Origin of the sequence: Novosphingobium sp. (genome assembly GCF_040398825.1) — a bacterium.
GTDB lineage: Bacteria > Pseudomonadota > Alphaproteobacteria > Sphingomonadales > Sphingomonadaceae > Novosphingobium.
The window spans coordinates 34828-61343 of the sequence record NZ_JBBATI010000027.1 but is presented as its reverse complement, the minus strand read 5'-3'; the positions used below and the strand labels follow the sequence as shown (position 1 = coordinate 61343).

The window sequence follows — 26516 nt, the reverse complement described above, 5'->3', positions numbered from 1 at the left end:
CCACAGGGTACCTTAATGGGTGGATGGGCCGGGGGTGCGGGGTGGTGCGTGGCACTCAAAGAGCGACGCAAAAGACCTGTGACATTGCCGAACCAAAACTTGACAGCGTGCTGCGCTGCGGCAATCCCCCATGTCCATGGATAGCCTTAATCTGACCGCCATCGCGCTTGGTATCGTCGAGGGACTGACCGAGTTCCTGCCCGTTTCATCCACCGGCCATCTGGTGCTGGCAACCGACCTGTTCGGTTACAACCTAAAAGACTGGGAAGTGTTCAACATCGTCATCCAGCTGCCGGCGATCATGGCGGTGGTGGTGGTGTACTGGCGCACGTTTGTCGATGTCGCGGTGGGCGCGGTGCGGCGTGATCGCGAATCGCTGCATTTCATCCGCAATGTGCTGATCGCGTTCATTCCCGCCGCGATCCTGGGCGTGTTGCTAAAGAAAAAGATCGATTTCCTGCTCGAATCGCCGCTGGTGGTGGCCATTGCGCTGATCGTCGGCGGTGTGGCGATCATTGTGATCGAACGCTTCGCGCGCCAGCGCCGCTATGAACCGGTCAGCGCGCTGCCGGCACAGCGGTCGTTCATGATCGGGCTGTTGCAATGCGTGGCGATGATCCCCGGGATATCACGATCGGGCGCCACCATCATGGGCGCGCTGGCAATGGGCGAAAACCGCAAGACCGCAGCGGAATTCAGCTTTTTCCTGGCGGTGCCGACGATGTTCGGCGCGACCGCGAAACAGCTGTGGGACAACCGCCACGCGCTGGGCACGCACGCCGGGCCGGTCGGGCTGACGCAGATCGCGATCGGGTCGGTGGTGTCGTTTGTCGTCGCGCTGGTGGTGATCCGCCTGTTCATCGGCTATGTCAGCCGCCACGGCTTCATCCCGTTTGCCGTCTATCGCATTGTTGTCGGCAGCTTTGCGCTGATCTGGCTGTTGCGCATGTAAAAAGGCGCCTGTGATGTCCCACGATCCCGACCCGCTGGGGCACAAGCGCTATCACGAATTGCTGGAACCGCTGCAGCAGGAACTGGCCGGGGTCGCGCGCTGGGTGGCCAAGACCGGCGCGCGGGTGCTGGTGCTGTTTGAAGGGCGCGATACCGCCGGCAAGACCGGGGTGATCAACGCCATCGCCGAAAAGCTGAATCCGCGCCAGGTGCGCACGGTCGCGCTGGATGCGCCATCGCCGCGTGAGGCGGGCCAGTGGTATTTTCAGCGCTATGTCGCACACCTGCCGGCGGCGGGCGAAGTGATGCTGTTCGACCGCAGCTGGTACAACCGCGCCGGGATCGAGGCGGTGATGGGCTATGCCGATCAACGCCAGGTCACCGCATTTCTGGCGCAAGCCCCGGTGTTTGAACGGCTGCTGGTCGATGACGGCATCATTGTGTGCAAATACTGGCTGTGCTGCGACCAGGCCGAACAGGAAAAACGCTTTGCCGAACGCCGCGACGATCCGTTCAAACGCTGGAAACTGTCACCCATCGATCTGGCCGCGCGCGACCGCTATGCCGATTACACCGCCGCGCGTGAAACGATGCTGGCCGCCACGCATACCCCGCATGCGCCCTGGACGCTGGTCGATTTCAACGACCAGCGGCGCGGCCGGCTGACGCTGATCCGCCATCTGATCGACCGTCTGCCCGATACCCAGGTGGACGTGGCGCCGCTCGATCTGCCGCGCCTGGCGCATGGCCCGCAGCGCGAACACTATGGCCAGATCACACCGCTGCCGGCCTGGCCCGGGCCTGACGATGACGACCGGGATTAGCCTCTCCTGCCTTGACATTCGGCCGATTCTCCCGCAACGGGCGGCACTTCGTACCGCACAACGGTGGTGCGCGACCGGTGGGCACCGCATGCTGATGCGTGATGGGGCCCGGCAGGGGCGCGCCGCACCCGGCGGCGATACCGCCAAGTTTCGCACATCACACGTTTCAGGATAGAGTTCATGGCCAAGCCCGCAACCGTCAAGATCCGCCTGGTCTCGACCGCAGACACCGGTTTCTTTTACGTCACGAAAAAGAACCCGCGCAACACCACGGAAAAGTTCACCTTCCGCAAATATGATCCCGTCGTGCGCAAGCATGTCGAGTTCAAGGAAGCCAAGATCAAGTAAGGTTCACGGCGGGTTCAACGACCACAAGCCATTGTGCCGTTCATGAACCCTGTCCAGCCTGATCTGATTCGCACCCGCGCCCGCTTTGGGCGCGGTGCTGTTTTTGGTGTGATCGCCTCAACCGCCCTCACCTCAGCCACCCTCGTCGTTGCCGCGACGGGGGTGTTTTCGTCGGCGCCGGCGCGTGCCGAAACGCGCAGGGCCGATAAATCCGCTGTGGCCACTGCCGATGCCACCCCGGCCGACATAACCCAGACTATCGCCGCACTGCGCGCGATCGATACGCTGCGCGCCGATTTTGTGCAGACCGATGTCAATGGCGGGCGAATGACCGGCACGCTGACGATGAAACGGCCGGGGCGCATCCGGTTCCAGTATCAGCCCGGGGTGCCGCTGCTGATCGTGTCCGACGGCGCGGCGCTGACCATGATCGATTACGAGGTGCGGCAGGTGCAGCGCTGGCCCATCCGCAACAGCCCGCTGGGCGCGCTGCTCGATCCCAACAAGGATGTCGCACGGTTTGCCAGGCTGAACCCGACCGGACGGTCGGACCTGATCAGCATGGCGGTGCGCGACCCCGGCCACCCCGAATATGGCACGCTGACCCTGCTGATGGTGCGCAAGGCCTCTGCCCCGGGCGGGCTGGAGCTTGATTCGTGGATCACCACCGATGCGCAATCGCGGCGCACCATGGTGCGGCTGTTGAACCCGCAACACGGCGTGGTGGTCAACGATTCGGCCTTCCGGTGGACCGACCCGCGCCCGCAAAGCCACCGCGCAGGCTGATTTACCACGGTTACCCGGTATCGGTGATGATCGCGCAGCGGTTGCGCAGGCGGCTTTCTGCGCGCGCGACGCGCAAAGCATTAACCAAAATATTATGCGCCGCGCGCGACACCCTGCAGGTTTCCTGCACACCCCGTTCATCGGGCAGAAAGCGGAACCCGGCTAAGACGGTTTCAGCAAGACGGATCAAGCGGGTCCCCCCCCTGTTACCCGCTACCCTACCCCCCGATTCGTCTTGTCACAGCGTGACGAACGCAGCTGGAACCCTCGCCCCTAACGCCCCCCCTGGGGCGAGGGTTTTCCAGCTGCCCCTCACCACAAGCGATCCGCAACAGCATCAACCGGCCGGTCCGGGTGTGCTGTTTTTTGTGTTCGCATCGCCATTTGCAAAAAACCGGTTCCCACTTTTTTGCGGCAGCTTTAAGTGAAACTGCACTTACGTGCAGTCAAACCTCCCGCCCCGCCTCCCCACCCGACCACCAATGATACCATCAAACTGTGGCGGTCGGGCTCGCGAGGCGGGGCGGGAGGTTTGAGTCGCGCTTTGCGCGACTTGGTATTAGAGCCTGCGCCATGATCACGATCGCCACATGGAATATCAATTCGGTGCGCCTGCGTATCGACCAGGTTGAACGGCTGCTGGTGACGCACGCGCCCGATGTGTTGTGCCTGCAGGAAATCAAATGCACCGCCGATCTTTTCCCGCGCGAAATGTTCGAACGGCTGGGGTACGGCCACATCACCATTTCTGGCCAAAAGGGCTATCACGGCGTGGCGACGGTCAGCCGCCTGCCGTTTGTCGAAACCAGGCGCCACGACTGGCAGGCCAATGGTGAAGCGCGCCATGTCGGCGTCGATCTGACCGGGCACGACCTTCACCTGGACAATGTCTATATCCCCGCCGGCGGCGACATTCCCGATCGCGATACCAATGCCAAATTCGGCCAGAAGCTCGACTTTCTGGAACGCATGACGGATTGGTCGGCCGGGCTGGACCGGCCGACGCTGCTGGTCGGTGATTTCAATGTCGCCCCGCTGGATTGCGATGTCTATGATCACAAGGCGCTGGTGAAAGTGGTTTCGCACACCCCGGTTGAGGTCGCGGCGCTGGCCCGGCTGGCCGCCGCGCACGACTGGGTCGATCTGGGGCGCAAACATATCCCCGCCCCGGCGCGCAATTATTCGTGGTGGTCGTACCGGTCGTACTGGCGCGACAAGGACCAGGGGCGCCGGCTGGACCATATGTGGGCGTCACCTGCGCTGGCCGAACGATCGCGCGAACACCGGTTGGTCGAAGAAACCCGCCGCTGGGACCAGCCATCGGACCATATTCCGCTGATCACCGGGTTTGCCGCATGATCCTGCCAGAGGGCGGCCGGCGGGTGGCGCAGGCGCTGGATGCGCTGCGCCATGGCTGGGCGATCCGTGTGGAGCCCGCGTCTGCCACCGATGCCGCCGCAGGGTTTGATCTGCTGCCGGCCGAAACCGGCTATGCCCAGCCGGGGATTCACGCCGCGCGGGTGCTGATTTCCGCGGCGCGCGCGGCCACGCTGAAACTGGGCAACACCATCGCGTTCAACCCCGCCGCGCCGGTGCTGATCCGCGGGCTGGAACCGTTTACACTGGCGACCGCGCGCGATCTGGCCGATCCGGCGCGCGATCTGGCCAGCCCCTTGCGCGGGCCATTCCGCGTTGATCCGCTGCCCGATGCCGATGTCGCGCGCACCGCGATGGAACTGGCGCGGATGGCCGGCGTGCTGCCAGCATTTCTGGTTGCGACCGGCAGCACGGTGGCGGTGACGGTCACCCCGGACGACCTGTTGATGTTTCGCGATGGTGACGGGCTGTCGATCCAGACCCGCGCACATCTGCCGGTGGCGGCCACCGACAATGCCGAAATCGTTGCATTCCGGTCACGCGACGATGTGCGCGAACATGTCGCGCTGATCATTGGCACGCAGGACCGCAGCCGCGTGCCGCTGGTGCGGCTGCACAGCGAATGCCTGACCGGGGATATTCTGGGCAGCCTGAAATGCGATTGCGGGCCACAGCTCGATGCTGCGCTGCGTGCCATGGCAGACGAAGCCGAACATGGCGGATGGGGCGTATTGCTTTATCTGCGGCAGGAAGGACGCGGCATCGGCCTGATCAACAAATTGCGCGCCTATCAGTTGCAGGACCAGGGGTTCGACACGGTCGACGCCAACGAACGGCTGGGCCTGCCCAACGAATCGCGCGATTTTCCGGTGGCGGCGCGCATGCTTGATCTGCTGGGCGTGCCGGCGATCCGGCTGATGACCAACAACCCCGCCAAAGTCGACGCGTTGCGCGGCGTGGGCGTGGAGGTGGTCGAACGCGTGCCGCACGAACTGCCCGCCAACCCGCACAACCACCGCTATCTGGCCACCAAACGCGACCGGTCAGGCCATTTGCTGGATTGAAAAGCCCTCCCCCTCAGGGGGAGGGTTGGGAGGGGGTGTCCAGCGCCGCGATGGCGCGCGACAAATTCGGGCGTCGGACACCCCTCCCCAACCCCTCCCCTGAGGGGAGGGACGCCATAGATCCCCTATCGCTTTTCAAACCGGCGGATGCCCGCGCCGATGGTGTTCTGGCCCAGCCGCACTGCATCGCCCGACCAATCGACGAAGAACGCGGTGTCGTATTTTGCGCCGGGTGCCAGCCGGGCGTTATTGCCATCGATGGTCAGGCCGTCGGCACTGTGTGCGTGGTCCTCGGGGGCGTTGGAGATGAAGGTGGTGCGGTTTTCCTTGTCCGGCCCTCCGACAAACCAGTTGCCGCGGATCAGCCCGGTCGCGCCGATCGACAGATCGATCATGTAATTGCTGGCGCGGCCCGCCGAATCGTCAAAACTGCAATCGGTCACTTCGATCCGGGCCGCCCGGCTTTTGACATAATGCCCGCCGCGTCCCGCTTCGAACCGGCTGTTGCGGATGGTCACGCTGGCATAATTGGCGAAATAGACCCCGTGCGCGCATGACAGCCCGCGGTCGCACCGCCCCAGCCGCGAAAACGTCGATCGTTCGATCAGCACCGTGCCCGCCGGATCATCGGCCGACAGGATGCCCTCTTCGCTGTCGCGAAACCAGTCCTGCCGCACGATCAGATTGCCGTGTTCCAGCCGGATGCCCGACCCGTTGCCATCATCGACGCGCTGGTTTTGAAACACGATGCCTTCGACCCGTGCAGAGCGGCCACGCACCACCAGCGCCGCCTTGCCCTCACAAATCGCGCCATCGAAGGTGACCGCGCCTGGCACCGTCGCCAGAAACGCGACATCGCCCTGCGTCTGCACTGCGCAATCGCGGTACAGCCCCGGCGCGATCATGATCGTGCCGCGCCGGTCGCCGATTGCCGACACCGCCGCCTGCAAAGCGGCAAACCGCTGCCCGGTTTCCACCAGCAGATAGGGCGCGCGCGAATCCTGCGCCGACGCCACCAGGGGCGTGGCCGAAAGAGCCAGTGCAAGCAGGACAAAACGCATGATCAGCAGCCTTTTCGTGATCTAACCCGCTGATTGTGCCCGATGCTGCGCGCGCTGTCGATGTGGTGATGGGGTCGCGGGTGTCTCATTCCCGGCCACCTGTGCCTGCCTCAGCCGGCGACAAATTCGCGGATGACGGCGATAAAGCGGTCGCCATAGGCATCGCGTTTGCGCGCGCCCACCCCGCTCACTTCCGCCAGCGCATCCAGCGTGGCGGGGCGCGCCGCCGCCATTTCGCGCAAAGTGGAATCGTGGAACACCACATAAGGCGGCACCCCGGTTTCGCGTGCCAGATCGCGGCGCAGTGCGCGCAGTGCATCGAACAGCGGATCATCGGCGGGATCGCCCGCCGGCGCAGCGCCGCCCTTGCGCCGCCGCGTGGGGCGATCGGCCTTTTCCGCCGCGGCGTGGACAATCATGTCGACGGTACTCGCGCCCTTCAGAATGTCGCGCGCATCGCCGCCCAGCATCAGCCCGCCGTGTTCGGTCTGCACCAGGGCGCCGCGCGCCTGCAAAGCGCGCGCGACCGGGCGGATCAGCCGTGCTTCGTCCGCCGTGGCGATGCCGAATACCGACAGCTGGTCATGCCCGCGCTGCGCCACCCGCTCATCACTCGCGCCGGTCAGCACCTTTTCGACATGGCCCAGCCCGAACGATTGCCCCGTGCGGTACACCGCCGACAACAGTTTGCGCGCCAGTTCGGTGACGTCGGCCACCGCCGGGCGATCCAGGCAATTGTCGCAATTGCCACACGCTGCCGGCGGATCTTCGCCGAAATGGCGCAGCAGGATCGCGCGGCGGCATTGCGCGGTTTCGACCAGGCTGGCCAGCGTATCCAGCCGGGTGCGTTCACCGCCCCGCCGCGCTTCTTCCAGTTCGCCCAGCCGGGCGCGGGCGCGGGCAAAATCATCCGCCCCCCACAGCATCAGCGCCACTGCCGGATCACCATCACGGCCGGCGCGGCCGGTTTCCTGGTAATAGCTTTCGATCGATTTGGGCAGGCCGGCATGCGCCACAAACCGCACATCGGGTTTGTCGATACCCATGCCGAACGCCACCGTGGCGACCATCACCATGTCTTCGGATGCGACGAACGCGGCCTGGTTGGCCAGGCGCACATCGGGGGCAAGACCGGCGTGATAGGGCAGCACACGGCGGCCGGTCGCAGCCAGCTGATCGGCCAGCTTTTCCACGCCGGCGCGCGTCGGCGCATAGATGATGCCGGGGCCGGGATGATCCTGCAACAGCCGGGTCAATTGCCGCAACGGCGCATCGCGCGGCGTGATGGCATAGCGGATGTTGGGCCGGTCAAACCCGGCGATGATCAGGCCATCGTGCGGAATGCCCAGCTGATCCAGAATATCGGCACGGGTATGCGCATCGGCCGTGGCAGTCAGCGCCAGCCTGGGCACATCCCCGAAATGGTCGAGCAACGGCCGCAAAAGGCGGTAATCAGGTCGAAAATCGTGCCCCCATTCCGACACGCAATGCGCCTCATCAATCGCGAACAGCGCGATGGGTGCGGATTCCAGCAGTTCGCGAAAGTGCCCCTGGCTGGCGCGTTCGGGCGCGATGTACAACAGATCAAGCTCGCCAGCGCGAAACCGGTCCATCGTCTGGCCACGGTCATTGTCGGCGCTGGTCAACGTGGCGGCGCGGATGCCGTTGGCGCGCGCCGCGCGCAACTGGTCATGCATCAGCGCGATCAGCGGCGATACCACCACGCAGGTGCCCGGCAGCATGACCGCCGGCAATTGATAGGTCAGCGATTTGCCCGCGCCGGTCGGCATCACCGCCAGCGTCGAATGCCCTGCCAGCACCCGGCCAACCACCCGGTCCTGCACGCCGCGAAACGCCGGAAAGCCGAACACGCGCGCCAGTTCCGCGCGCGCGGCAGCGAGGGCAGTCAGATCGGGATGGGTGGGCGCGGTCAGGTCAGCATGGTTCACGCGCATCGCTATGCCAGATCGCGGGTCCGCCACAAACTGCTTGTTGGACCAATACCAAGTCGCGCAAAGCGCGACTCATACCGCCCGCCCCGCCTCCCGCGACGAAGATCACGAAAACGTCCGGGGGACGTTTTCGCTGAGGAGCCGACCACCAACGATACCAGTAGGTTATGGTGGTCGGGTGGGGAGGCGGGGCGGGAGGTATGAGTTCACGTCAGTGAACTTTGGTATAAATCGCGCCGAAATCAGCCCAGCTGGCGCAGCCCCGGCAATTCCGCAACCACCGCCGCCATCCCGCCGGTCAGTATCAGCATCTGGAACAGCACGCCCGCGATGACCCCGCTGCTGGCCGCCATCAGCAGCCAGTAGAACGGACCATAGAACGTCACCTGCGTCGGATCGGCGGTGTCGTACCACACCGTATAGACCCCCGACGGTTGCCAGCCGCGCACCACCTGCCGTTCGACCAGCGCGCGGCGCTGGTGGCCATCTGCCGGTGTATAGACAATTTCATCGGTGATCATGCGCATGTCATCGCCATCGCGCCAACTGTATCCGCGCGATGTCATCATCGGGCTCAGCCAGCGGTCTTCCCATTGCTGGGTGTCGGTATAATCGCTTTTGCACACTTGCGCCGGTGTCGGCCGCCACCCGGCCAGCATGCACGCGACGCGCCACAGCGCATAGACCATGGCCACCCAGGCGACGATGGCCAGCAAAAGAAACAGCGATGCCATGGCAGTGGCCATGCCATGCGGGCGGTTAAAAAACCGTCCTGTATCAAGTCGCGCCAGGCGCGACTCATACCTCCCGCCCCGCCTCCCCACCCGCCGCCGCGCGCATGCGCGCCAGCCGCGGCCGCACCATCGGCACGGTCAGCGCGGTGCTGGCCACCGCCATCAGCAGCAGCGCGGTAAAGGTTTCGGCGGTGATGATCTGCCGGTCGAGCAGGACATTGACAAAGATGATCATGATCAGCGCCTTGGTCTGCAACATCCAGCCAATCACGCTCGCCTCACCCGGGGCCCAGCCCAGGATGCGCCCGGCGATGTGCGTGCCCGCCAGCTTGCCCGTGACCGACGCCACCAGGAACAGCGCCGCCGCGCCAAACACTGCCAACGCGCCCGCGCCACCAAGGCCTGCCCCCCACTGCGTGCGCAACCCGGTGGACAGGAAAAACACCGGCATCAGCGCCAGCAACAGCACATCACGCAGCGCATCGCGGCGGGCGATCGAAAAGGCCCCGCCGTCGAGCACCGCACCGGCCAGAAACGCGCCGACCATGAAATGCAGCCCCGACCAGTCAGCGGCAAACCCGGTGGCCGCCAGCCACACCACCGCCACCGCCCAGCGATCGTTTTCGGGCATCCGCACAATCCACCGTCGCATACCCCACGCGGCCAGCGCAAACCCGGCCAGGAACAGCCCCTGCCGGCCCACCCTGCTCCAATCGAGCAGGATCAGCGCCAGCACGCCCCAGATCGCAACATCGTCAAAACTGGCATAGCGCAACAGCCGGTCGCCCAGCGGTTTGCGGAATATCTCCAGCTTTTCCATCAGCAGCACCAGGATTGGCAGCGCGGTGACCGCACACGCCATGCCGATGCCGGCGACACCCTGCACATAATTGCCATGCGGCCCGATCCACCCCGGGTATTGCAGCACCACCGCCGCCGCGCCTGCGCCAAACGCCAGCGGCACCAGCAGCGCCGACCCCGCGGTCACCAGCGTTTCGCCCCGATTGGCCCAGGCATGGCCCAGATCAAGCTCCAGCCCGGCGGCAAACACGAACAGCATGACCGCCCACCACGCAATCCCGTTCAGCGCGCCGATCACCTGGGGATTGAACACAAACGCATAGGCCCCGGGATAGGCCGCGCCCAGCACGCCCGGCCCCAGCAGGATGCCGCCGATGATCTGCACCACCACCAGCGGCGCCCAGCGATCGGTGCGCAACAGCCGCCACACCGCATATGGCAGCGCCAGAATGACCGTCAGCGCGATCAGGAAAATTTCGCTGGTCCCCATTTATCCCACCCGGTTTGTTTCCAGTGATGTGCGCAGCACACAGCAAAAAGCGCAAGCCGGATGAAAGGCCACCCGCGCGGGAATACCTATGCCCCAGGTCCGGTTGCCCTCGCCCGCCGACCAGGTCCCGGCCGCGACCGAAGCATGCTTGACATTGTTACCGCAGGCTTGCTTACCCCACAGGCCCCGCGATCCACAGTCAGGCCACTGCCAAAGCATCGCTGCCCTTGTCTTGGAGCGGATCGTGCCGGAAATTCATTCGCTTCATCCGGCCCTGCGCATTGCCGGCGCGATGCTGACGGCCATGGCCGGTTGCACCGCGCCATTGCGCGCGCAGGCCCAGGCGGTTCAGCCCTGGCCGACCGTGCTGGTAAGTGGCCCGGTTGCCGATGGCGTGCTGCTGTCGGGTGAGGCGACCGGCCGGATCGCCGACAACAGTCGGAACTCGCAAATCGAAACGCGGTTTCTGGTCGGCCATGCCTTCACCAGACATGTCACCGGCTGGATCGGCTATGTGCATTACGAGACTTACGTTCCCAATGCCCGGAACACCCACGAAAGTCAGGTGCTCGGGCAAGTGAACTGGGTCATCGGGACCTTGGGTCCGTTGCACATTTCGACGCGCACCCGGCTTGAACAGCGCTTTATCGGCGGCGTCGACGCCACCAGCTGGCGCTGGCGGCAACAGCTGCGGGTGTCGGTTCCGCTGGGCGGCAAGACTGCGCCAAGTATCGCAGTCTCGGCCGAGCCGTTCATTGCCCTCAACGAAACCACAGGCCAGCGCCGCACACGGGATCAGCTGCGCACGTTTGTCGGGATATCCGTGCCGGTGTCGCCGCACGCCGATATCGAAATCGGCTATCTTAACCAGCGCCTGTACCGGGCCGGGCCGACGCTGGTCAACAATGCCATTCCCGTCAACCTGACCGTGCATTTCTGATCACGGCCAGCGCTCTGCTGACGGTGATCAGACTGGTGTTGCCTGCGTGGACGATCGCGTTGTGGGCAATACGGCGCCGATTGCATGAAATCATGCCAGGGCGGCTGTAGGCTCATGGTCATTCCATTCCGGATCAATCGTCTGATAAAAATGCGCCGGCACCAAGATTGTTGTTCGCCAGATTGTCCGCAATCGCGATGTTGGTGCTGCCATTGAGCCGCTTTCCAGAGCGGGCATAATCACTTAGCCACGCCAGCCGCTGCGACAGGCCAAGCCCGACCGGATCTTGCGTGATCTGCACGGTCAATCCGTTCAACCGGATCCCTGCGCCAAACGAGGCCGACAGATTATCGGGATTGACCCATTCCACGCTGGCAGGATCGCGCTCGTTGCGAAAACGGACCATTTTCGGGTAGCCGGTATTCCAGTCATCGTCTGAAAACCTGCGGGGCAGGACCAGTTGGACCGGGTCACCGGCGATCGCGCGGATCTCCGCCGGCTCGATCAGGCCGCTGGGCGAGCGCGTTTGGCGATGGTGGTATTCGCTCGCATTGATCATCACGCTGCCGAGCCAGCCGGGATCGAGCGTCGTGAACAGCGCTGCACCAGGCAAGTCGACAACGACGGATTGGCCCCGCACCGCGAAACCCATCTGATTGGGCGATGCCGGTAACCATTCGCCTGTTCGAGACGTTTTGACCTCGTAAACACTTGAACCGGTTCGCAGGCCTCCGGGTGTTTCCATCATGACCGTCAGGCGAAAACGGTACTTTGGGAACCACGGACCCACAATGCCGCATCCCGTCAGTACGGCTGTTGCAGCGATGCCCAACTGGGCCAGCGCCGCTCTTCGCGCGATCATTGCCCAGGGTCCGGGATCAACGGACTTTGGACTGGCGCGCCAACAATTCCGCGCGCGACCCGCAGCATATCCGCGCCACTGTGGGCACACCTGTGGCGCGCGGTCGCAGGTATTCGGTCGGCTCGCACGTTCGCTTCAACCCCTTGCCAAGTCTCACTGGCTGTCAGGATTTTATGACGGGCGCAAGTGACCGTGAACGTCAGCCATGTTTGTCTGGCGCGTGCGCGGGCTGCACCGACCATGCCGGCGGTTCATCGTGCGTGTCGGCCATTGCATCGGCGGCGGTCGCCTGCACCTTGCCGGGCGCGTGGTGCACCGGCGCATAGATGGTGTAAACCTGCATGGGCGTGTCGCCAATATTGGTGATGTTGTGCCAGGTTCCGGCCGGGACCAGCACACACCAGCCGGCATCGACCTGTTCGTCAAAGGTCAGCCAGTCTTTGTCGGCGCCCATCTGCACGCGGCCTTTGCCGGATTCGATCCGCAGGAACTGGTCGGTTTCGGGATGAGCCTCCAGCCCGATATCGCCATCGACCGGGATCGACATCAGCGTGACCTGCAAATAGCGGCCGCTCCACGCCACCGACCGGTAATCGCCATTGCGGTTGGTCGCGCGTTCAATGTCGAACGCCTGCGGCATCGGGCCGACATCCTCGATCCGTACATCCGTAATCGCAATGGCCATGGCCGCTCTCCTGAAAGATGCGACGATAGCGTCACCGCCACGGGCCGGAAGGTTCGGCAATTACCCAAGCGCGGCAGGGGCCGCAATTCGCTGCCTAATCCAGATTGGGCCGCAACCAGCGCTCTGCCGTCGGCAGATCGATCCCGCGCCGCACCGCATAGTCCGCCAATTGGTCGCGGCCGATGGTCGCAACGCCGAAATACTGGCTTTCGGGGTGGGCGAAATAGAAACCGCTGACCGCGGCGGTGGGCAGCATCGCCTGGCTTTCGGTCAGGATCAGCCCGGCGGTATTGGTTGCGTCCAGCAGGTCGAACAGGATCGGTTTCAGGCTGTGATCGGGGCATGCCGGATAGCCTGGCGCGGGGCGGATACCCTCAAAATCTTCATGGATCAGCGCTTCGACGCTCAGGTCCTCGCCCGGGGCATAGGCCCACAGTGTGCGGCGCACATGGGCGTGCAGCGCCTCGGCAAAGGCTTCGGCAAAGCGGTCGGCCAATGCTTTGAGCAGGATATCCGAATAATCGTCGTGCTGGGCCTGGAACCGTTCCAGATGCGGTTCGATGCCGTGGATGCCGACGGCAAAGCCGCCCAGCCAGTCGCCCGCCGGATCGATGAAGTCGGCCAGGCAGAAATTGGCCCGCCCTTTTCCATCTTTGCCCCGGCTTTTGCCGAATTGCTGGCGCAGGAATGGCAGGCGCACATGGGTGTCGCCGCCATCCAGATGCAGCACCACGTCATCGCCATGGCGCGCGCAGGGCCAGAATTCCGCCACGCCGCGCGCGGTCAGCCATTTTTCATCGATGATCTGCGCCAGCATGGCCTGCGCATCCACCCACAGCGCACGCGCGCTTTCGCCGACAACATCGTCATCCAGGATGGCGGGGAAGTTTCCGGCCAATTCCCACGCGCGGAAAAACGGGGTCCAGTCGATGTATTTCGCCAGATCGGCCAGATCCCAATCGTCAAACACATGGCGGCCGGGTTGTTCGGGCGGAGGCGCCTTTTCCGACAGGTCGGGCGCAAACGCGTTCACGCGCGCCGCGTCCAGCGTCAGCAGTTTGGACGGGCCTTTGCCCGCGCGCGCCACGCGCACTTCGTCATAATCGCTGGCGGTCTGCGCGATAAAGGCATCGGCCTGGGTATCGGACAGCAGCTGGCTGGCCACGCCCACCGCGCGGCTGGCATCCAGCACGTGGATCACCGGGCCCTTGTACGCGGGATCGATGCGCAGCGCGGTGTGGACCTTGCTGGTGGTCGCCCCGCCGATCAGCAGCGGAATGGTCAGCCCGGCGCGCTGCATTTCCTCGGCCGCGGTCACCATTTCATCCAGCGACGGCGTAATCAGCCCGGACAGGCCGATGATATCGACATCGTGCTCGCGCGCGGTGTCGATGATGCGGGTCCACGGCACCATTACGCCCAGGTCGATCACCTCGTACCCGTTGCATTGCAGCACGACGCCGACGATGTTCTTGCCGATATCGTGCACATCGCCCTTGACCGTGGCCATGATGATGCGGCCCTTTGGCCGGGCACCGGGCTCTTTCAATGCCTCGATAAACGGGATCAGGTGCGCGACCGCCTTTTTCATCACCCGCGCCGATTTGACCACTTGCGGCAGAAACATCTTGCCACTGCCGAACAGGTCGCCGACGGTGTTCATGCCGTCCATCAATGGCCCTTCGATCACCTCGATCGGGCGGGCGTGGGTCAGCCGCGCCTCTTCGGTATCTTCGACCACGAACGCATCGATGCCCTTGACCAGCGCGTGTTCCAGCCGGCGCGCGACATCCCAGCCGCGCCATTCCTCGGCCGCCTTTTCGGCAACGGCATCCTTGCCCTTGAAACTTTCGGCCAGCGTGATCAGCCGTTCGGTGGCATCGGCGCGGCGCATCAGCAGCACGTCTTCGCAATGGTCGCGGAGGGTCGGGTCGATCGCATCATAGATGTCGAGCTGCCCGGCGTTGACGATCGCCATGTCCATCCCCGCCGGAATGGCATGGTACAAAAACACCGAATGCATCGCGCGGCGCACGGTTTCGTTGCCGCGAAAGCTGAACGACAGGTTCGACAGCCCGCCGGAGATGTGGACATGCGGACAGGTGGCGCGGATCTCGCGTGCGGCCTCGATAAAATCGAGCGCGTAACGGTCGTGTTCTTCGATCCCGGTGGCAACCGCGAACACGTTGGGATCAAACACGATGTCTTCGGGTGGGAAACCGATCCCGGTCAGCAGCGCATAGGCGCGCTGGCAGATCGCCACCTTGCGCGCGCGGGTGTCGGCCTGGCCCTGTTCGTCAAACGCCATGACCACCACCGCGGCGCCATAATCCATGCATTTGCGCGCCTGCGCCAGGAACGCGTCTTCGCCTTCCTTCATCGAGATCGAATTGACGATCGGTTTGCCCGACACGCATTTCAGCCCGGCCTCGATCACCGTCCATTTCGAACTGTCGATCATCACCGGCACGCGCGCAATATCGGGTTCGGCGGCGATCAGTTTCAGGAACGTGGTCATCGCCATTTCGGCGTCGAGCAGGCCTTCGTCCATGTTGACGTCGATCACTTGCGCGCCGTTTTCGACCTGCTGGCGCGCGACTTCCACCGCTTTGGTATAATCACCCGCCATGATCAGTTTCTTGAACGCGGCCGAACCGGTCACATTGGTGCGTTCGCCCACATTGACGAAGCGCGATCCGGCGGAAGCGGGGGCAGTGTTTTCGGTCATAATCAGGCCATTACAAAGGGTTCAAGACCGGCCAGCCGCGTGGCCACCGGAACATCGGGCAGGCCGCGCGGCGCAAGGCCGGTGACGGCAGCGGCCATCGCGGCAATGTGATCGGGGGTCGATCCGCAACACCCGCCCAACACGTTGACCTGGCCGTGTTCCGCCCATTCGCGCACCAGCCCGGCGGTCGTCGGCGGCTCTTCGTCATATTCGCCCAGTTCGTTGGGCAGCCCGGCGTTGGGATAGACCATGATCAGCGTCTGCGCGATCTGCGACAGCGCGCGGACATGCGGGCGCAGCTGGTGTGCGCCAAACGAACAGTTCAGCCCCACCGTCAGCGGGCGGGCATGGCGCACGGCGTACCAGAACGCCTCTACCGTATGGCCCGACAGGTTGCGCCCCGACAGATCGGTCAGCGTCATCGACAGCATCAGCGGCACATCGCGCCCCAATGCCTGTTCCACCTGCCGCACCGCCATGATCGCCGCTTTCGCATTGAGCGTGTCGAACACGGTTTCCACCAGGATGAAATCGGCCCCGCCCTCAACCAGCGCGTGTGCCTGTTCGGCATAGACCGCGACCATGCCGTCCCAATCGACCTCGCGATAGCCGGGGTCGTTGACATCGGGGCTGAGCGACAGCGTCTTGTTGGTAGGGCCGATCGCGCCGGCCACAAACCGCGGCCGGCCATCGACGGCGGTGAATTCATCGGCAACGCGGCGCGCCAGCCGGGCGCTGGCCAGGTTGATGTCGCGCACCAGGTGTTCGGCGCCATAATCGGCCTGGCTGATGCGGTTGGCGGAAAAGGTGTTGGTTTCTGCCAGATCGGCGCCAGCGGCAAAGTATGCGCGATGGATGCCCTCGATCACGTGCGGCGCGGTCAGCACCAGGATATCGTTATTGCCCTTTTGATCATGGCCCAGCCCCAGCGCGCCGGCATAATCCGCCTCGGTCAGGCCGCTGCGTTGGATTTCGGTGCCAAACGCGCCATCGGTGATCAGGATGCGCTGTGCCGCCTGTTCCAGAAAGGCGGTGCGCGCGGGCGCGGGGGCAAAGGTCATGACCGGGTATCCTGTGGGCGCAGACCAAGCAGCTGGCAGATCGCATAGGCCTGGTCGGCGCGGTTGAGCGTGTAGAAATGGAAATCGCGAGCGCCGCCCTGGTACAGCCGCTGGCACAGATCGGCGGCCACCACCGCCGCCACCAGCGCGCGCGGGCCGGGGCGATCGTCCAGCCCGGCAAACGTGGCCGCCAGCCAGTCGGGAATGGTGGTGTTGCCGCTCATGCGGCGGATGCCGGCAAAACTGGTCACCGGCATGATCCCCGGCAGCACCGGCACGGTGATCCCGGCCGCCAGCACGCGATCGATAAAGCGGAAATAGATATCGGGCGAAAAGAAGAATTGCGTGATCGCGCGGGTGGCCCCGGCGTCGATCTTGCGCTTCAGATTGTCGAGATCGGCCTCTGCGCTCAGCGCTTCGGGATGAACCTCTGGATAGGCGGAAACCGACAGATCGAACGGGTGGCGCGCGGCCAGGCCGGCGACCAGATCGGCCGCGCTGACATAGCCATCGGGATGGGGCACGAACTGCCCGGCCGATGCTGGCGGCGGATCACCACGCAGCGCCACGATATGCCGCACGCCGGCCTCCCAGTAGCGGTCAGCAATTTCATCGATTTCGCCGCGGCTGGCGCCGACGCAAGTCAGATGCGCCGCCGGGATCAGCGCGGTTTCGCGCACCAGCCGGGCGACCGTGGCATGCGTGCGTTCACGGGTGGACCCGCCGGCGCCATAGGTAACCGACACAAAGGCCGGGTCGAGCGGGGCCAGCGCGCCGATCGCGTCCCACAACTGCGCTTCCATCGCGTCGGTCTTGGGCGGGAAAAATTCAAAACTGACGCGCACGTCCCCGGTCATTGCGGCAAACGGGGGAACGTCGGCCGCGGAAACATTGGCAAGGTGCGGGGAATCGGCCATCGGTGCCTCGGTCATGGGGTTGCGCCGGTTTGTGCGGGGGCGCGACGCTGCGCGGTCCACAGTTTGACGATCAGTTCCTTGCCCGCCAGTGCCCGTTCGGCCAGCGGGGTAAACCCGGCATCGGCAAACATCGCGGCAATCTGCGCGTCGGCAAAACCGAGGCGCGCGTGGGCGTGCTGGCTGCGCAAATCTTCGCGTTCGTGCGCGGCGAAATCGACAATCGCGATCCGCCCGCCCGGCGCGGTCACCCGCGCCGCCTCGGCCAGCACCGCCTCTGGCGCCTGGGCATAATGCAGCACCTGGTGGAACAAGACGGTATCAAAACTGGCGGCGGCAAACGGCAATTGGGCAAAATCGCCCTGGATCAGTTCGACTTTGCCGGCCGGCAGATGCTGCAACCGCGTGCGCGCCAGCCGCAGCATGTCGGGGCTGTGGTCCAGCGCGGTGACATGCGCGGCATGGTCGGCAAACACCTCTGCCATGCGCCCGGTGCCGGTGCCGACGTCGAGCAGGCGGCCCAGCGACGCATCGCCCGAATCGCCCGCCAGCATCGCGGTCAGCGCCGCCTCGACCGGGCCATCGGCGATATGCAGGCTGCGCAACCGGTCCCATTCGGCGGCGTGGCGGGCAAAATAGTCCTGCGCATGACTTTGCCGCCCCAGCCGGATGGCATCAAGATGCGCGCGGTCCTCTGCGCATTGGCTGGCAAAGGCGGGATCGGCGTCTTCGGCCTGGGCCAGCAACTGCGCCACGGCGACCACCAGCGGCGCGGCGCCGGGGGTGTTTGGCGCGCGTCCGGCGGCACCGGACTTGCGCATGCTGGCCGCGCGCAAAAACACCCAGGCGCCTTCACGGCGGCGTTCGGCCAATGCCGCATCGCACAAAATCTTGACATGGCGCGACACGCGTGGCTGGCTTTGCCCCAGCACTTGCGCCAGTTCGCCCACCGCCAGTTCCATGCTGGCCAGCAGCCGCATGATGCGCAGGCGCGTGGGATCGGCCAGGGCGCGCAGGGTATCGATAAGCGGGATCGCGGTGGTCATTACCCCCATATAAAGATATCCTTATATCATTCAAGTCATATAAAGAGATTGTTATATCTGTATGCATTACTCACGGCTTTGCCGATTGGACAGGACGTCGCGCGGCCGATAGTATGGACGAGAGTATTTGCCCTGCGAGGATTTTGATGACCAAATTTGCCCCGATTGCCGTGCTTGCCGCAGCGACTCTCCTGCTGACCGGATGCGGGCATCACGGTCCCGAAAGCGATGACGCCACCACCAGCAGCGTCGAAATGCCCGCCGCGGATCTGCCCGCCGGGCCGCCCTCGCTGGCCGCGCCGCCGCCCGCGCGCGATCCCGATGCCGATGCCTCTACCGCCGCGCAGGCCGCACGCAGCGCTGCCACCAGCGATGCCGAAAACGCCGCATCGGTCGCCGAACAGGCGCGTGCCGCCGCTGCGGAGGCCGAACAGCAGCAGGGTGGCGACACCGCCCCCGCACACCAGCCCCCGGCGCAATGACATGACCGCGCGTGCCCTGGCGGCCTGCGCGGCATTGCTGATGCTGGCCGCGTGTTCCAGCGACAGCGACCCCGGTCCCGGCGGCGTGACCCGGGGCGAGGCGCGCCAATTGGACGCCGCCGCCGCGATGCTGGACAAACGCCCGGCTGCCCCGCTGGTCGACGCCACCGTCCCCGCCGACATCGGTGAAGGCGAAGCAAAGCTGCCCAAGCCCAAACATTGAACGGGCGGCCCAAGCAAGCCGCTCCACTCAATGGCCGCAGGAATCAGATAACCTCTACTGCAAACACTTTCCCGATAAATATCAAAAAGATCCGCTCATGCTGAGCCCGTCGAAGCACCCGCGAAACACCTGCCCAAGGGCGCAGTGACAATCGTGCGAGGCGAATGTCTGCGCGTGTGCTTCGATAAGCTCAGCATGAGCGGGTGCAAGAAAAACAAAGTGTTGCAGCGCCATCCGGCGATATGGAAAGCTTGTGATCAAGAGGGGGAGGGCTTTGTCGGTCAATCCACCCGTACTTTGCCGCGCCCGGCCTTGACCGTGCCGCGGATCTTCTTGCCGGCCAGCCGCTGCACTTTGCCAACGCGGTTCAGCCGGCTTTTGGCGCGTTTTTCGGGCAGGTTCATGGCGTCATCCAGCAGCGCGATCAGCCGTTCGCGCGCGTCGGCGCGGTTGGATTCCTGCGTGCGGAACCGCCGCGCGGTCAGCACGATTTCGCCACCAACCGTCAGCTTGCTGCCGGCCAGCAGCTTCAGCCGGGCAAACACTTCGGGCGACAACCGCAAGCCATAAATGTTGATGCGCAACTGCACCGCAGTGGCGACCTTGTTGACATTCTGCCCGCCCGGGCCGGTCGCGGTGATAAAACTTTCGCTGACGAGCGCCAGCGCGCGCTCGATCACCGCATCCCGGATCATGGCACCGAATCGACGGCAAAGCCCAGCGCGACGAAATCGGCGGGCAACGGCGCGACCGCGTGAATTGCGTCCTTGCCCTCACGCGGCACGTCCAGCCGCGCGGCGTGGAGCATGGTGCGTGCGCCCGGCAATTTGCGGCCATAGACCGGGTCGCCCAGCAGCGCATGGCCCAGGCCCGACGCGGCGTGCACGCGAATCTGGTGCGTGCGCCCGGTTTCGGGGCGGAATTCCACCAAGGTCAGCCCGTCGCGGCGGTCGATCACCCGCCAATGTGTGACCGCCGCCTTGCCCGCGCGCGCGGGGATCATGCGCCAGCCATCCTTTTCGCTGCTGATCTTGGACAGGTTCAGGCTGATCGTGCCGGACGATTCCGCGATCAGCCCGGCGACCACGCCATAATAGACCTTGGCCACCTGCCGCGCCTCAAACGCCGCGGAATAGCGTTTCAGCGCGCGCGGGTTGCGCGCCATCAGCAAACAGCCAGACGTATCCTGATCCAGCCGGTGCACCGGCCACGGCGATCGCTGAAACCCCAGCCGCAGTTCATCCACCCGGTCCTCCAGCGACGGGCCACCGGCGCGCGGGCGATCGAGCGGCAGGCCGCCCGGCTTGTCGATCACCAGCGCCTCCGCGTCTTCGAACAGGATCGTCAGCGCGTGGTTGACGATGGTCATGACAAGGCCTTTGCGATGCGCGAAATTGCGCGGTCCATCCGATCGGTGTCGGTGGCAAAACTGATGCGAAACCCGTCACGCCCGCCAAATGCCGACGCCGCCACCACCGCGACGCCGTGATCCAGCAGATGCAGCGCCAGGCCTTCATCATCGCCAAACCGGGCGATGTGCGGGGTGGCGTCGATCATGCAATAGAACGCGCCATCGGGCACCGGGGTCGATAGCCCGGGAATGGTGTTGATGCCAGCGACCACGCGGTCGCGCCGCACGCGAAAGCGCTGGCACCAGTCGGTCAGAAAGTCCTGCGGCCCGGTGAATGCCGCCACCGCCGCGGCCTGGCTGATCGAACAGGCATTGCCCGAACTGTGCGATTGCAGCCGCGCCATCGCCGCAATCAGCCAGGCCGGCCCGGCCGCCACGCCGATGCGGAAACCCGTCATCGCATGGCTTTTCGATACGCCCGAAATGGTCAGCACGCGTGGGCCCAGATCGGGGCAGACCACCGCCAGCGTCGCGTGGCACCCCGGCACATAGCGCAGCGGGGCATAGATATCGTCGCTCAGTACCAGGACCTGGGGATGGCACCGCAGCACCGCGCCCAGTGCCGCCAGATCATCGGCGGAATAGACCGCGCCAGTGGGATTGCCCGGGCTGTTGAGCAGCAGCCAGCGCGTTTTGGGCGTGATCGCCTGTGCCAATTGTTCGGGGGCAATGCGGTAACCGCCGGCCGCCACTGTCGCCAGCGGCACCACTGTGCCCCCGGCAAAGCGCACGATTTCGGGATAGCTGACCCACCACGGCGCAGGGATCAGAACCTCGTCACCCGGATCGAGCGTGGCGACCAGCGCGTGAAAGATCGCCTGTTTGCCCCCGGCCGAAACGATCACCTGCGCCGGCGGCACGGTCAGGCCCAGATCGCGCTGAAAATGCAGCGCCGCGGCATTGCGCAGCGCTTCGGTCCCGGCGACCGCGGTATAGCGCGTGTCATCGGCATCGAGCGCAGCCTTGGCCGCCGCCTTGACATGGTCGGGGGTGGGAAAATCGGGTTCGCCCACCGACAGGCTGATGATGTCGTGCCCGGCGGCGCGCAGTGCAATTGCGCGGTCGGTCATCGCGGTGGTGCGCGATGGCGCAATCCGCGCCAGCGATTCGCTAAGTCTTTCCAGGCTGGCGGTCATGGCCTAATTGTCCAGCAACTGCGCCGGAACCAGCCCGCGCACCGCATTGCCCAGCAAAAATCCTTCGCGCAGATCATCCAGCACGACATCGCCTTCGACTGCCTTGTCCGCATCGATCAGGCTGCGGCGCAATACCCCCGGCAACAGCCCGTGTTCTGCGCGCGGGGTCACCAGCCGGCCATCACGGCGGCGCACGAACACGTTGGTAAAGCTGCCTTCGGTGATCAGCCCGTCATCGCGCAGCAGCAGCGCCTCATCCGCCCCCGCCCCGCGCGCGGCGGCCAGCGCCGCTTCGTAAAACCCGCGATCGGTGGTCTTGTGCCGCAACCGCCAGTCATCCGCTGCCACCGGCAGTGGCAGCACCGCGCAGGCCAGCGGGCGATCGGACGCCGGCGGCAGCGCGATCGTTTCCAGCGCAATCGCGCCGGATCGCGCGCACACCAGCCGTACCTTGGCGGGCGCATCCAGATCAAAACACAGCGCCTGGATGGCGTTGCGCGCGGCGTGGCGGTCAAATGCAAAGCCCAGCGCGGCGGCGCTGTCGCGCAACCGCTGCAGATGCAGTTCGATCAGCGCAATGCCCCGGGTGGGGTCAAACGCCATCGTTTCGATCAGATCGGCCTGGCCTGCGGACAATCGCAAGAAATTCCCCTTGATCACGCATTCGCGCCATTCGCCCAGCATGGCCGAATCCGCCACCACTGCCGAACCCACGCCCATCGTCGCCCGGCCCCCGGCCGCGCCCGGATAATCGGGCGCCAGCCGTACACTGCGGATTGCCACATTGAACTGCGCACGGCCAGCCTCAACCCCAGCCTGACCGCCATCAGGAATATCGATATGGCCGATCGCCCCGCAATAGACCCCGCGCGCATCGCGTTCATGATCATCGATCAGTTCCATCGCCCGGATTTTCGGCGCGCCGGTGACCGATCCGCACGGAAAGATCGCGCGCACCAGATCGACCGCGCTATGGCCCGGCGCCAGCGTGGCGCGCACGGTCGTGACCATCTGGTGCACGGTGGGATAGCTTTCGATCGCGAACGGCGCGGTCACCTGCACGCTGCCCGGCACCGCCAGCCGCGACAGATCATTGCGCATCAGATCGACGATCATCAGGTTTTCGGCGCGGTCCTTGACGCTGGCGATCAGGCGGTCGCGGCTCTCCGCATCCTCTGCCGCGGTGCGTCCGCGCGGCGCGGTACCCTTCATCGGGCGCACCGTGGCCACGCCGTGATCGACGTTGAAAAACAGTTCGGGCGATGCCGACAGCGTCCAGTGCGACCCATCCCACAGCACCGCGCCATAGCCGCCACGCGCATCATTGCGCAGCGCGCGATAGATTGCCAGCGGATCGCCGCGCCAGGTTCCCCCCAGCGGAAACGTCAGATTGACCTGATAGGTGTCGCCCGCACCGATCGCATCCTGCACCTGCGCAAACGCCCGGGCATAGCCACCGGTCGACAGCAGCGGCACCAGCGGCCCCAGCACGCCCGGCCCGGCGCTGTGGTCATCCAGCCAGGCATCGACATCCGCGCCCGCCAGTTCGGTCACATCGGCAAAGCGCGCAAACCATACCAGCGGCCCGGCCGCACCGGTGCGCCGGGTCGCGCGCGGCGCCAGCCTGGGTTCCAGCGCCAGCCCCGCCTCATACGCGATCATGCCAGCCCAGCGGCCCGGCGTCGCGCCGATCCGCGCCAGCGCGGGCACAACCTCTGCGGCATGGCGCGCCACCACGATCTCGACCGGATCGCGGTACAGCCGCGCGGGCGCCGCGCCATCGGCACGCGCGTCATCCAGCAAAAGAAAGGGGGCCCGGGTCATGACGCCCGGGCCTTAGCCGTTCACTGCCCGCGATGCAAAAGGCGCGAGCGGTCAGTTCCCTTCAGGACTGCTTGGCAAGCCAGGCCGTGGTTTCGCGCGCCACCCGTGCCTTGACCGACAGCCGGTCGTTCAGCCGGCTGATCGCCCGTGCGACCGGCTTTTTGGCATCGGCGGGCAGCGTCGCGGCATAGGCGGTCAGCTTGTCCACCATCACCGCGCTGTCGGCATGTGCCGCCAGCCGTTCGATATAGGTCGTGCGCGCAGAGGCATCGACCAGCGCCAGAATGGCATCGCGATGCGCGATAAAGAAATCGAACGCCAGTTCGCTGTGTTCGTTCGCCACTTCCGAAATGATCGCCGCAGAGGTGGTTGCACCGGGCTGGTCGGTCAGCGCCAGATCCAGCGCGCGTCGGGCCAGTGCCACATCGCGCGCAGAACCCAGTGCGGTGAACAGGTTCGACCGGTCGACCGTCGATGTGCTGGCCTGTGCCAGGCGCGCCAGCTTGTCCCAGTCGGCCGGGCTCGCATTGCGCGCGATGATGCCGATCCAGTCCTGTTTCAACGCGCCATCCAGCGCGTGCGGATCATGGTCCAGCGCGGCAAACCGCGCCCGCGCCGCTGCCAGCACACCGGGTTCACCTATGTGCCCCAGCGCTTTGACCAGCGTGGAACGCAGATCGGCGTCGGGCAATGCCTCACCATCGCGCGGGTCATAACCCAGCGTGGCCAGGCGCGGTTGCCAAAGCGCAATTGCACGCGCCGCCAGGCGGGCCTGCGCATCGGCATCGCCCGACAGCCGGTCATACAGCCCGTCTGTCTTCTGTGTCGAATCCCCGGCAAACCGCTGCACCGCCTCCACCGCCACCCGCGCGCTGGCATCGCGCGGCACCGCCGCCAACAGATCAAGCACGGGCGCCAGCGGCTGATAGCCGGCCAGCCCCAGTTCCAGCTGGTCGGAAACCAGCCCGCGCTGGTCGATCGGCGCCAGCCCAGGCAGCGCGGCAGTCAGCGCGGCAAGGCCGGCCGGGGTATACAGCGAACGGTAATAGCCCAGTTGCCCGGCATTGATCACCACCGGGCCACAGCCATCGATGGTCAGCGTCGCCCGGCCATCGGCCATGATCGACCGCACCGGTGCGGCACCGCCGGCGGCCACCAGCAGCGGCACGTGCCAGCGCCGGGTGGATGCCTCACCCACGCGGTCGCGGGTGAATTCGTCCTGCGTCAGCGTCAGCGTGGTCATGCCATTGGTGCAGGTCTGGCTGGCCACGCGCACCAGCGGGATGCCCGGCTGGGTGGTAAAATCGGTGGCGATCGTGGTCAGCCCGCTGGCGCCGGCCGCCTCCACCGCGTTCCACAGATCGATGGTGTGGCTGTTGCCGAACTTGTGCGCGGCCATATAGGCGCGGATGCCGTTGCGCCAGGTGTCTTCGCCGGCATAGGCTTCGAGCATGGCCAGCACCGCTTCACCCTTTTGATAGGTGATCGCGTCAAACGCCTGGTTGGCTTCGTTGACGGTGCGGATGTGCTGCACGATCGGGTGGGTGGTGCGGAACGCATCCAGGCCCATCGCCGCTTCGCGACCGGCGACGCGGGTGACCAGCATCGACCAGTCGGGGTGAAAATGGTCGGTGGCCTTGGTTTCCATCCAGCTGGCGAACCCTTCGTTCAACCACAGGTCGTCCCACCATGCCATCGTCACCAGATCGCCAAACCACTGGTGCGCGACTTCGTGCGCCTGCGCCTCAGAGATGAACTGGCGCGCGCGGGGAGAGGTTACCTTGGGATCATCAAGCAGATCGCGCTGAAACGTGAACACCGCGCCCCAGTTTTCCATCGCCGAAAAGAATTCCGACTGGCCCGGTCCGGCTATGTTGTCGATTTTGGGCAAGGGGTAATTCTGCCCGAAATAGTCGTTGTAATACGGGATCAGCCCGGCCAGTTCGTTCAGCGCAAAGCGCGCCTGTTCACCACTGCCGCGCGGTGCGACAATGCCTGCTTCCACCCCGACGGAGGTCATCTTGGCCAGGCGTTCAAAATCGCCGGTGCCGAAAAACAGCAGGTACGACGACATTTTCGGCGTGGTGCGGAACGTGACCGTTTTCAGGCCCGGACCGGCTGGCGCTTCGCTGGCGACCGGCATGTTGCTGACCGCCATGCGGTCGGCGGGCACCACCACCGACAGATCGAACGTCGCCTTGTATGACGGTTCATCGAACATCGGCGCGAATTGCCGCGCAGAGCTCGGCTCGAACTGGGTGAACAGCGCGCGTGTCGGCTTGCCATCGGTGCCATTGTAATCCAGCGCAAACAGGCCATCGGCCTGCGTGCCGATCGGGCCGGTATAGCGTATATCCAGGCGATAGCTGCCGGGCACAATCGGCGCCGGCGCGGTCAGCGTGACGGTCTGCTCCGGCTCGTCATAGCTGATCACCAGTGGTGTGGCGCGGCCCTTGGCGCGGATCAGGCGGGCGGCGCCCAGCTTCAACGCCGACGCGTTGAGCACGATGGTGCGGGTCGCCACCGGCACCGCAATGTCGATCCCGACCGTCCCGGCAAAGGTCCGCGCCGTGGCATCGGGGCGGATGGCGATGGTGTAATGGCCGGGTATCGCGGTGTGCGCCAGCGTTCCTTCGGCAGGGAAAGCGGCCGCGGGCGCAGGTGCGTTCGTGTCAGCCAGCGCAGGCGCGGCAACGATCAGCGAAAGCACCGAACCGGTCAGGGCCAGCGCAGGAAACAGGCGATGGGCAGAGCGCAATGGAATTAGCCTTTATCAACGGGATATGGTGGAGTGGAGTATGCCCATGACGGGCGCG

General features: G+C 65.2%; 25 protein-coding genes. 9 read left to right on the top strand and 16 right to left on the bottom strand.

Features of this window, described 5'->3' with window-relative positions; all coding sequences use genetic code 11:
- Positions 1 to 136: 136 nt before the first annotated feature.
- The 4 genes from ABWP89_RS13500 (at position 137) to ABWP89_RS13485 (ending at position 2909) form a co-directional block, all read left to right on the top strand.
- A complete protein-coding gene (locus ABWP89_RS13500) occupies positions 137 to 952 on the top strand; it encodes an undecaprenyl-diphosphate phosphatase (RefSeq protein WP_353229905.1) in 816 nt (271 codons plus the stop codon).
- Positions 953 to 965: 13 nt separating this feature from the next.
- Positions 966 to 1775, top strand: a complete 810-nt coding sequence (ppk2, locus tag ABWP89_RS13495) for a polyphosphate kinase 2 (RefSeq protein ID WP_353229895.1) — start codon at positions 966 to 968, stop codon at positions 1773 to 1775.
- Between the two features lie 180 nt (positions 1776 to 1955).
- Positions 1956 to 2123, top strand: coding sequence for a 50S ribosomal protein L33 (gene rpmG / locus ABWP89_RS13490; RefSeq protein WP_353229893.1), 168 nt, complete (start codon positions 1956 to 1958; stop codon positions 2121 to 2123).
- 216 nt (positions 2124 to 2339) lie between these two features.
- Positions 2340 to 2909: a LolA family protein gene (locus ABWP89_RS13485; RefSeq protein WP_353229892.1), complete on the top strand. Its 570-nt coding sequence runs from the start codon at positions 2340 to 2342 to the stop codon at positions 2907 to 2909.
- 10 nt (positions 2910 to 2919) lie between these two features.
- Here the strand turns inward: ABWP89_RS13485 and ABWP89_RS13480 are convergent, their stop codons facing one another.
- Positions 2920 to 3099 (bottom strand): hypothetical protein, encoded by a 180-nt coding sequence (locus tag ABWP89_RS13480; protein ID WP_353229890.1) that lies wholly within the window; start codon positions 3097 to 3099, stop codon positions 2920 to 2922.
- A 383-nt stretch (positions 3100 to 3482) separates the two neighbouring features.
- On the opposite strand from ABWP89_RS13480, the gene ABWP89_RS13475 reads away from it, so the two are divergent.
- A complete protein-coding gene (locus ABWP89_RS13475) occupies positions 3483 to 4268 on the top strand; it encodes an exodeoxyribonuclease III (RefSeq protein WP_353229889.1) in 786 nt (261 codons plus the stop codon).
- Positions 4265 to 5350: a GTP cyclohydrolase II gene (gene ribA / locus ABWP89_RS13470; RefSeq protein WP_353229888.1), complete on the top strand. Its 1086-nt coding sequence runs from the start codon at positions 4265 to 4267 to the stop codon at positions 5348 to 5350. The genes ABWP89_RS13475 and ribA overlap by 4 nt, the downstream gene beginning before the upstream one ends.
- Positions 5351 to 5475: 125 nt before the next feature.
- Here the strand turns inward: ribA and ABWP89_RS13465 are convergent, their stop codons facing one another.
- From ABWP89_RS13465 to ABWP89_RS13450, 4 genes are all read right to left on the bottom strand, one after another.
- Positions 5476 to 6411, bottom strand: coding sequence for a right-handed parallel beta-helix repeat-containing protein (locus ABWP89_RS13465; RefSeq protein WP_353229886.1), 936 nt, complete (start codon positions 6409 to 6411; stop codon positions 5476 to 5478).
- Positions 6412 to 6521: 110 nt separating this feature from the next.
- Complete coding sequence (gene recQ / locus ABWP89_RS13460) at positions 6522 to 8345, bottom strand: DNA helicase RecQ (RefSeq protein ID WP_502915292.1); 1824 nt, start codon at positions 8343 to 8345, stop codon at positions 6522 to 6524.
- 260 nt (positions 8346 to 8605) lie between these two features.
- Positions 8606 to 9097: a DUF3592 domain-containing protein gene (locus ABWP89_RS13455; protein WP_353229885.1), complete on the bottom strand. Its 492-nt coding sequence runs from the start codon at positions 9095 to 9097 to the stop codon at positions 8606 to 8608.
- A 64-nt stretch (positions 9098 to 9161) separates the two neighbouring features.
- The gene (locus ABWP89_RS13450) at positions 9162 to 10388 is read right to left on the bottom strand and encodes a cation:proton antiporter (protein WP_353229884.1); all 1227 of its coding nucleotides are present in this window, start codon (positions 10386 to 10388) and stop codon (positions 9162 to 9164) included.
- 244 nt (positions 10389 to 10632) lie between these two features.
- On the opposite strand from ABWP89_RS13450, the gene ABWP89_RS13445 reads away from it, so the two are divergent.
- Positions 10633 to 11328: a DUF2490 domain-containing protein gene (locus ABWP89_RS13445; protein ID WP_353229883.1), complete on the top strand. Its 696-nt coding sequence runs from the start codon at positions 10633 to 10635 to the stop codon at positions 11326 to 11328.
- Positions 11329 to 11461: 133 nt separating this feature from the next.
- On the opposite strand, the gene ABWP89_RS13440 is transcribed toward ABWP89_RS13445, so the two are convergent.
- The 6 genes from ABWP89_RS13440 to ABWP89_RS13415 form a co-directional block, all read right to left on the bottom strand.
- On the bottom strand, positions 11462 to 12190 hold the full coding sequence (locus ABWP89_RS13440; RefSeq protein WP_353229882.1) for a hypothetical protein: 729 nt from the start codon (positions 12188 to 12190) through the stop codon (positions 11462 to 11464).
- Positions 12191 to 12389: 199 nt separating this feature from the next.
- Entirely contained in the window at positions 12390 to 12875 is a 486-nt protein-coding gene (locus ABWP89_RS13435) for a cupin domain-containing protein (RefSeq protein WP_353229881.1), read from the bottom strand.
- Positions 12876 to 12969: 94 nt separating this feature from the next.
- Positions 12970 to 15603 (bottom strand): methionine synthase, encoded by a 2634-nt coding sequence (metH, locus tag ABWP89_RS13430; RefSeq protein WP_353229880.1) that lies wholly within the window; start codon positions 15601 to 15603, stop codon positions 12970 to 12972.
- Between the two features lie 2 nt (positions 15604 to 15605).
- Positions 15606 to 16664: a homocysteine S-methyltransferase family protein gene (locus ABWP89_RS13425; protein ID WP_353229879.1), complete on the bottom strand. Its 1059-nt coding sequence runs from the start codon at positions 16662 to 16664 to the stop codon at positions 15606 to 15608.
- Positions 16661 to 17596, bottom strand: coding sequence for a methylenetetrahydrofolate reductase [NAD(P)H] (gene metF, locus ABWP89_RS13420; RefSeq protein WP_502915291.1), 936 nt, complete (start codon positions 17594 to 17596; stop codon positions 16661 to 16663). Before metF ends, ABWP89_RS13425 begins: the two co-directional genes overlap by 4 nt.
- Complete coding sequence (locus tag ABWP89_RS13415) at positions 17593 to 18624, bottom strand: ArsR/SmtB family transcription factor (RefSeq protein ID WP_353229901.1); 1032 nt, start codon at positions 18622 to 18624, stop codon at positions 17593 to 17595. Before ABWP89_RS13415 ends, metF begins: the two co-directional genes overlap by 4 nt.
- Positions 18625 to 18770: 146 nt before the next feature.
- On the opposite strand from ABWP89_RS13415, the gene ABWP89_RS13410 reads away from it, so the two are divergent.
- Positions 18771 to 19106 (top strand): hypothetical protein, encoded by a 336-nt coding sequence (locus ABWP89_RS13410; protein ID WP_353229878.1) that lies wholly within the window; start codon positions 18771 to 18773, stop codon positions 19104 to 19106.
- A 1-nt stretch (position 19107) separates the two neighbouring features.
- Complete coding sequence (locus ABWP89_RS13405; RefSeq protein WP_353229876.1) at positions 19108 to 19329, top strand: hypothetical protein; 222 nt, start codon at positions 19108 to 19110, stop codon at positions 19327 to 19329.
- Between the two features lie 281 nt (positions 19330 to 19610).
- Here ABWP89_RS13405 and arfB read toward each other — a convergent pair whose 3' ends face one another.
- From arfB to ABWP89_RS13380, 5 genes are all read right to left on the bottom strand, one after another.
- A complete protein-coding gene (gene arfB / locus ABWP89_RS13400; protein ID WP_353229874.1) occupies positions 19611 to 20024 on the bottom strand; it encodes an alternative ribosome rescue aminoacyl-tRNA hydrolase ArfB in 414 nt (137 codons plus the stop codon).
- Positions 20021 to 20698 (bottom strand): RluA family pseudouridine synthase, encoded by a 678-nt coding sequence (locus ABWP89_RS13395; protein WP_353229873.1) that lies wholly within the window; start codon positions 20696 to 20698, stop codon positions 20021 to 20023. The genes arfB and ABWP89_RS13395 overlap by 4 nt, the downstream gene beginning before the upstream one ends.
- Entirely contained in the window at positions 20695 to 21876 is a 1182-nt protein-coding gene (locus tag ABWP89_RS13390) for a pyridoxal phosphate-dependent aminotransferase (RefSeq protein ID WP_353229872.1), read from the bottom strand. Before ABWP89_RS13390 ends, ABWP89_RS13395 begins: the two co-directional genes overlap by 4 nt.
- Positions 21877 to 21879: 3 nt before the next feature.
- Complete coding sequence (gene pabB, locus ABWP89_RS13385) at positions 21880 to 23700, bottom strand: aminodeoxychorismate synthase component I (protein ID WP_353229870.1); 1821 nt, start codon at positions 23698 to 23700, stop codon at positions 21880 to 21882.
- Positions 23701 to 23761: 61 nt separating this feature from the next.
- Positions 23762 to 26458: a M1 family metallopeptidase gene (locus tag ABWP89_RS13380; RefSeq protein ID WP_353229869.1), complete on the bottom strand. Its 2697-nt coding sequence runs from the start codon at positions 26456 to 26458 to the stop codon at positions 23762 to 23764.
- Between the last annotated feature and the right edge of the window lie 58 nt (positions 26459 to 26516).

Coding starts and splice junctions, on each gene's coding strand:
- ABWP89_RS13410 (WP_353229878.1), top strand. CDS start 18,771: ATGACCAAATTTGCCCCGATTGCCGTGCTTGCCGCAGCGACTCTCCTG.
- pabB (WP_353229870.1), bottom strand. CDS start 23,700: ATGACCCGGGCCCCCTTTCTTTTGCTGGATGACGCGCGTGCCGATGGC.
- ABWP89_RS13450 (WP_353229884.1), bottom strand. CDS start 10,388: ATGGGGACCAGCGAAATTTTCCTGATCGCGCTGACGGTCATTCTGGCG.
- metH (WP_353229880.1), bottom strand. CDS start 15,603: ATGACCGAAAACACTGCCCCCGCTTCCGCCGGATCGCGCTTCGTCAAT.
- metF (WP_502915291.1), bottom strand. CDS start 17,596: ATGACCGAGGCACCGATGGCCGATTCCCCGCACCTTGCCAATGTTTCC.
- ABWP89_RS13405 (WP_353229876.1), top strand. CDS start 19,108: ATGACCGCGCGTGCCCTGGCGGCCTGCGCGGCATTGCTGATGCTGGCC.
- ABWP89_RS13395 (WP_353229873.1), bottom strand. CDS start 20,698: ATGACCATCGTCAACCACGCGCTGACGATCCTGTTCGAAGACGCGGAG.
- ABWP89_RS13500 (WP_353229905.1), top strand. CDS start 137: ATGGATAGCCTTAATCTGACCGCCATCGCGCTTGGTATCGTCGAGGGA.
- ABWP89_RS13415 (WP_353229901.1), bottom strand. CDS start 18,624: ATGACCACCGCGATCCCGCTTATCGATACCCTGCGCGCCCTGGCCGAT.
- ABWP89_RS13435 (WP_353229881.1), bottom strand. CDS start 12,875: ATGGCCATTGCGATTACGGATGTACGGATCGAGGATGTCGGCCCGATG.
- ABWP89_RS13465 (WP_353229886.1), bottom strand. CDS start 6,411: ATGCGTTTTGTCCTGCTTGCACTGGCTCTTTCGGCCACGCCCCTGGTG.
- arfB (WP_353229874.1), bottom strand. CDS start 20,024: ATGATCCGGGATGCGGTGATCGAGCGCGCGCTGGCGCTCGTCAGCGAA.
- ABWP89_RS13440 (WP_353229882.1), bottom strand. CDS start 12,190: ATGATCGCGCGAAGAGCGGCGCTGGCCCAGTTGGGCATCGCTGCAACA.
- ppk2 (WP_353229895.1), top strand. CDS start 966: ATGTCCCACGATCCCGACCCGCTGGGGCACAAGCGCTATCACGAATTG.
- rpmG (WP_353229893.1), top strand. CDS start 1,956: ATGGCCAAGCCCGCAACCGTCAAGATCCGCCTGGTCTCGACCGCAGAC.
- ABWP89_RS13475 (WP_353229889.1), top strand. CDS start 3,483: ATGATCACGATCGCCACATGGAATATCAATTCGGTGCGCCTGCGTATC.
- ABWP89_RS13390 (WP_353229872.1), bottom strand. CDS start 21,876: ATGACCGCCAGCCTGGAAAGACTTAGCGAATCGCTGGCGCGGATTGCG.
- ABWP89_RS13425 (WP_353229879.1), bottom strand. CDS start 16,664: ATGACCTTTGCCCCCGCGCCCGCGCGCACCGCCTTTCTGGAACAGGCG.
- ribA (WP_353229888.1), top strand. CDS start 4,265: ATGATCCTGCCAGAGGGCGGCCGGCGGGTGGCGCAGGCGCTGGATGCG.
- ABWP89_RS13455 (WP_353229885.1), bottom strand. CDS start 9,097: ATGGCATCGCTGTTTCTTTTGCTGGCCATCGTCGCCTGGGTGGCCATG.